The organism is Acidithiobacillus sp. TH-A35, assembly GCF_057473505.1.
On record NZ_JBYCKR010000302.1, the window covers coordinates 1 to 5379 of the forward strand.

At 61.3% G+C, this 5379-nt stretch carries 5 protein-coding genes; all 5 read left to right on the plus strand.

What is annotated here, in order from left to right; genetic code table 11:
- Window positions 1-974: NAD(P)H-dependent glycerol-3-phosphate dehydrogenase (locus AC2VNK_RS09640; RefSeq protein WP_486883596.1), on the plus strand; the 974-nt coding region annotated here is incomplete at its 5' end.
- 125 nt (window positions 975-1099) lie between these two features.
- The gene (locus tag AC2VNK_RS09645) at window positions 1100-2167 is read left to right on the plus strand and encodes a phytoene/squalene synthase family protein (RefSeq protein ID WP_486883597.1); all 1068 of its coding nucleotides are present in this window, start codon (window positions 1100-1102) and stop codon (window positions 2165-2167) included.
- Window positions 2164-4095, plus strand: a complete 1932-nt coding sequence (gene shc, locus AC2VNK_RS09650) for a squalene--hopene cyclase (protein ID WP_486883598.1) — start codon at window positions 2164-2166, stop codon at window positions 4093-4095. Before AC2VNK_RS09645 ends, shc begins: the two co-directional genes overlap by 4 nt.
- Complete coding sequence (locus AC2VNK_RS09655) at window positions 4077-4784, plus strand: phosphorylase family protein (protein ID WP_291521532.1); 708 nt, start codon at window positions 4077-4079, stop codon at window positions 4782-4784. The genes shc and AC2VNK_RS09655 overlap by 19 nt, the downstream gene beginning before the upstream one ends.
- Window positions 4781-5379, plus strand: a 599-nt coding sequence (locus AC2VNK_RS09660) for an NAD-dependent epimerase/dehydratase family protein (RefSeq protein WP_486883599.1), incomplete at its 3' end; no start/stop codon positions are given. The genes AC2VNK_RS09655 and AC2VNK_RS09660, both read left to right, overlap by 4 nt.

Below are 5379 nucleotides of genomic sequence, written 5' to 3' on the forward strand. Positions count from 1 at the left end.
TGCTCCGGCAGGGGCATGCCGTGCAGCTCTGGGGGCGGTGCGCCGAGCGTCTGCCTTGCCAGCCCGGTCGCGCGGATCTGTTTCCCATATTCCCGCAGTGCGCGCGACCGGAAGGGCTGCGCTGTACTGTGAACCTCACCGCTGCGGTGCGAGGCAGTGAGGGTATAGTGCTCGCCATACCTAGCCATGCCTTGCGCGGTCTGATGACGAATTTGCGCTCCTGTCTGCCACCCGCCACGTTGCTGGTCCTCGCCAGTAAAGGGCTGGAGATGCAGACAGCTTTGCGCCTTGATCAGGTATTACAGGAAACCGTGCCGGATGTGCCGCTGGTGGTGCTCTCCGGTCCGAGTTTTGCCCATGACCTGATTCTGGGAAAACCATTGGCAATGACGGCGGCGTCCACCGATCTGGCCCATGCTCAGCGGGTGGCCGAGGCCTTTGGCAGTGCGCAGATGCGGGTCTACACCAGTGATGATGTGGCGGGGGTATGTCTGGGTGGGGCAATCAAAAATGTGCTGGCGATTGCTGCTGGCATTTCTGATGGATTGGGGAATGGCGACAGTGCGCGTGCCGCGCTCATCACCCGCGGGATGGCAGAATTGCATCGCCTGGGACCGGCGCTGGGGGGGCGACCCGAGACCTTCATGGGCCTGGCCGGTGCCGGTGACTTGATCCTCACGGCGAGCAGCGACTTGTCGCGGAACCGCCGGGTGGGAATCGGCCTGGGCCGCGGCTTGAGTCTGGAAGCGGTGCTGCGCGAGATTGGCGAAGAGGCCGAGGGCGTGCGTACGGCGCAAGCCTTATTCCAGCTTGCACAGCGTCTGGGCGTGGATATGCCAATCACCGAGCAGGTATATCGCGTGCTCTTTGAGGGCACGGCGCCGCGCGCTGCGAGCGATGTGCTGATGCGCCGCGCCCCGCGTTCCGAATTGCACATGCCGTCCGATGTCACGCTTTCCTCTGGTGCGTCGTGATGAGCCTGCGCAGGGTGGGGTGGTCATGGGTCTGCAGTGCAGGACTTGCAGAATGGGCTTGGGATCGTTACATTGCCGCCAGATGACAGGGTGTTTTGCACACCCGGACAAATAGAATAAGGAGTTTGGATGTCACCAGACAGGACCGCATGTTGACGGCGGCGCTGGCGCAGGCTTTTGCGTACCAGGCACAAAGCCTCCAGGCCGTTTCGCGGACTTTTGCCCTGACGATTCCCCAGTTGCCGGAAGCCTTGCGGGACGCGGTCGGTAATGGCTACCTGTTGTGCCGAATTGCGGACACCATAGAAGATGACCCGGATTTGCCCTGGAAAAAAAAGGCCTACTGGCAGGCGGAGTTTCTCAAGGTGGTGGAGGGGGGGGGCGACGCCGCCGCTTTCGCGGCGGCGTTCGGTGCATGCCTGTCGGCAGCGATGCCCGAAGCTGAGCACGATCTGATTCGTCATGCCCCCGATGTTGTTGCCATCACCCACAGCTTTAACCCCACGCAGCGGGCTGCATTGTCCCGCTGCGTGCGGATCATGGGCAGGGGGATGGCGGAGTTTCAGCAACATGCTTCCTTGCAGGGGCTTGCGGACATGACGGCGATGGACCGCTACTGCTATGTAGTCGCGGGCGTCGTCGGTGAAATGCTCACCAGCCTTTTTGTGGAGTATGAGCCACGACTGGCGCCGCATGATGCGGAGATGCAGCGGCTTGCGGTGTCTTTTGGGCAGGGTCTGCAGATGACCAATATCCTCAAGGACATCTGGGATGACTGGCAGCGCGGTGTGAGTTGGATGCCACGCGCACTGTTCCAGCGTCATGGTTGCGATATTGCCGCGGTGCAACCCGGCAGCCATGATCCGGCTTTTGCGGCGGGCCTCCGTGAACTGCTGGGTATTGCCGCCGGGCATTTGCAGGATGCGCTGCGTTATACGCTCCTGATTCCGGCCGAGCAGACAGGGATGCGCGATTTTTGTCTCTGGGCTATTGCCATGGCGGTGTTGACCCTGCGGCGGATTTCCGAAAATCCTGCTTTTGCTTCTGGGAGCGACGTGAAAATCAGCCGGAGCATTGTGCATCGGGTGGTATTCCTGTCGCGCCTGCTGCACCGCTCCGACGCGCTCCTGCAACTGAGTTTTCGGGTGGGTGTCAAACCACTGGCGCAGTCTTCTGCTGCGGGGCGACCATGAATCGTATCCTGCAACCCGTGCGCTACAGCGCGAGCATTTTTCGCTCGCCGCTGGATCGGGTGATAGCTGAGGCGCGCATCGCGCTAAGTAATCTGCAGGCGGAAGATGGTCACTGGTGCTTCGAATTTGAAGCCGATTGCACCATCCCCGCCGAATATATTCTGATGCAGCACTACATGGACGAGCGCGATACCTCTCTGGAGGCCAAGATGGCCGTCTATCTGCGCAATAAACAGGCGGATCACGGCGGCTGGCCTCTCTATTACGGAGGCCGTTTTGACCTGAGCGCTTCGGTAAAGGCCTATTATGCACTGAAACTGGCCGGGGATGCCCCAGAGCTACCGCATATGCGGCGCGCCCGTGAGGCGATCCTGGCGCATGGCGGAGCGGAACACGCCAACGTGTTCACGCGCATTACTCTGGCACTTTTTGCCCAGGTGCCGTGGCGGGCCGTGCCTTTTATTCCGGTGGAAATCATGCTGTTGCCGCGCTGGTTTCCCTTTCAAATTTATAAAGTGGCGTCGTGGTCGCGCACGGTGATGGTGCCGCTGTTTATTTTGTGCAGCCTCAAGGCGCGGGCCAAAAATCCCTTGCAGGTGCATATCCGCGAACTGTTCCGGCGGCCGCCGGAACAGATTGCAGACTATTTCAGCCATGCCCGGCAAGGGATTGTGGCGCATCTTTTTCTGTCGCTGGATCGATTTTGGCGGCTGATGGAGGATTGGATACCCCGGAGTATCCGGCGCCGTGCCCTGAAGAAGGCGGAGGCGTGGTTTACTGCGCGAATCAACGGGGAGGATGGCCTGAATGGTATTTTTCCGGCCATGGTGAATGCCCATGAGGCTTTGGAGTTGCTCGGTTATCCCTCCGACCATGTCTATCGCCAGCAAACGGGGGCAGCCCTGCGCAAATTGGTGGTGGAGCGGGCGACCGACGCTTACTGTCAGCCCTGTGTGTCACCCGTCTGGGACACCTGTCTCGCGCTCCATGCGCTGCTGGAGCAGGATGGCGAGGTGTCTCCGGCGGTACAAAGCGGTATCCAATGGCTCAAGGACCGGCAGATTGGTGCCGAACCCGGCGACTGGCAGGAGCAGCGGCCCAATTTGGCGGGCGGCGGTTGGGCCTTTCAATACGCTAATCCTTATTATCCGGATCTGGATGACACGGCAGCGGTGGGCTGGGCGCTGGCGCGGGCCGGGCGTGCAGAAGATCGCGACAGTATCGAAAGGGCGGCGAACTGGCTGGCCGGTATGCAATCCAGAAACGGCGGATTCGGGGCTTATGACGTGGATAATACCCACTATTACCTCAACGAAATCCCCTTTGCCGATCACAAGGCCTTGCTAGACCCGCCGACGGCCGATGTCACCGGGCGCGTGGTGGCCTTTCTGGCGCATTTGGCGCGGCCACGGGACCGGGATATTTTGCGGCGTGCCGTGGCTTATCTGTTGCGTGAACAAGAGTCATCCGGGGCCTGGCTGGGGCGCTGGGGGACCAATTACGTCTACGGGACCTGGTCCGTGCTCATGGCGCTGGCTGAGTTGGATGATCCTTCCCTGCAACCCGCTATGGAACGCGCAGCGTACTGGTTGCGCGCGGTACAGCAGTGCGACGGCGGTTGGGGTGAAAGCAATGACTCCTATGGCGACCCCGGTCTCGCCGGCATGGGCCAGACTTCTACTGCAGCGCAGACGGCCTGGGCATGTCTCGGTCTGATGGCGGCGGGAGATCGGGATAGTGTCGCTTTGCATCGCGGTATAGCCTGGTTGCAGGCACACCAGGAAGGGGATGGGTGCTGGCAGGACCCATTTTTTAACGCACCGGGATTCCCCAAGGTTTTTTACCTGATTTATCACGGTTATAGCCGGTATTTCCCGCTCTGGGCGCTGGCCCGTTACCGGAATTTGGGATGCCTCGCCCGCGATTAGGGGTGGTGGTGGCTCTGGACGCGGAGGCGCGTGTTCTCCATGCTGGCGCTCTGTCGCACGATGCGGTGATAGAGGTAGGTGAGCAAATGTTGCTGTGTGTTTCTGGCATGGGGCCTGAGCGGGCGACGGCTGCGGCGCGTAAGCTGATTGCTGCGGGTGCTGAAGGGCTGGTTTCCTGGGGCACCGCAGGCGCCCTGCAGCCGGAACGGAAGCCTGGGGATTTGCTGTTGCCGGAAACCGTGTTCTGGTCGGGGCAGACCTGGGCGGTGAATCTGGCCTGGCGCGCGACCGTCGCGAAACCGCTGTCCCTTCCCGTCCACGGTGGGGGCCTGCTCTCGGTGGATACCCCTTGCGGCTCTGTGGCCTCGAAATCCGCATTTCTGGTGGACTACCCGTCGGCACAAAGTGTGGATATGGAAAGTGGTGCCATTGCCGCGGCCGCCCATGTGGCAGACCAACCTTTTATCGTCATTCGCAGTGTTGTGGACCCAGCGGATCAGTCGCTGCCGATGGTGGCTACAGGGAGTGTAGATGCTTATGGGCGCCCGCAGGCGCTCAGGTTCATGCACGGATTATTGCGTCATCCTGCTGAGTTGTCTGCTTTGATACGTTTGGGCGGGCAGATGCAGAAGGCGCTGAACACTTTGCGCGCCGTTGTGCCGGGTATTCAGGCGGGAAGGTTCGCATGAAAGCCTTGCTGACCGGAGCATCGGGTTTCGTCGGCGGTGCGGTGTTACGCCGCTTGCTGGCCGAAGGCCTGGAAGTGCGGGTGCTGCACCGGGCGAGCGCTGATCCGAGCAACTGGGAAGGTCTGAACGTGGAGTTGGCAGTCGGCGACCTTACTGATGGTCCGGCTCTGGACCGCGCCGTAGCAGGTTGTCAGGCGGTCTTTCACGTCGCTGCGGATTATCGGCTCTGGGTGCCCGAACCGCGCTCCATGTACGCCGCCAATGTGGGCGGCAGCGAACGTCTGATACGCGCGGCGCTCAATGCCGGAGTGGAGCGCATCGTCTATACCAGTAGTGTCGCCGTGCTCGGTCACTACGCCGATGGCCGTGAAGCGGATGAAGAAGCTCCCTCGCGTTTGGAAGATATGATCGGTCACTATAAGCGCTCCAAATATCTTGCTGAGGAGGCACTGCATGCTCTTTGCCAGGATGAAGGCGCGCCCATCGTCATCGTCAATCCCTCGACGCCCATAGGCCCGGCGGATCGCAAGCCGACCCCCACCGGGCGGATGGTGCGCGATGCCGCGGCGGGCCGCCTGCCGGCTTATGTCGATAC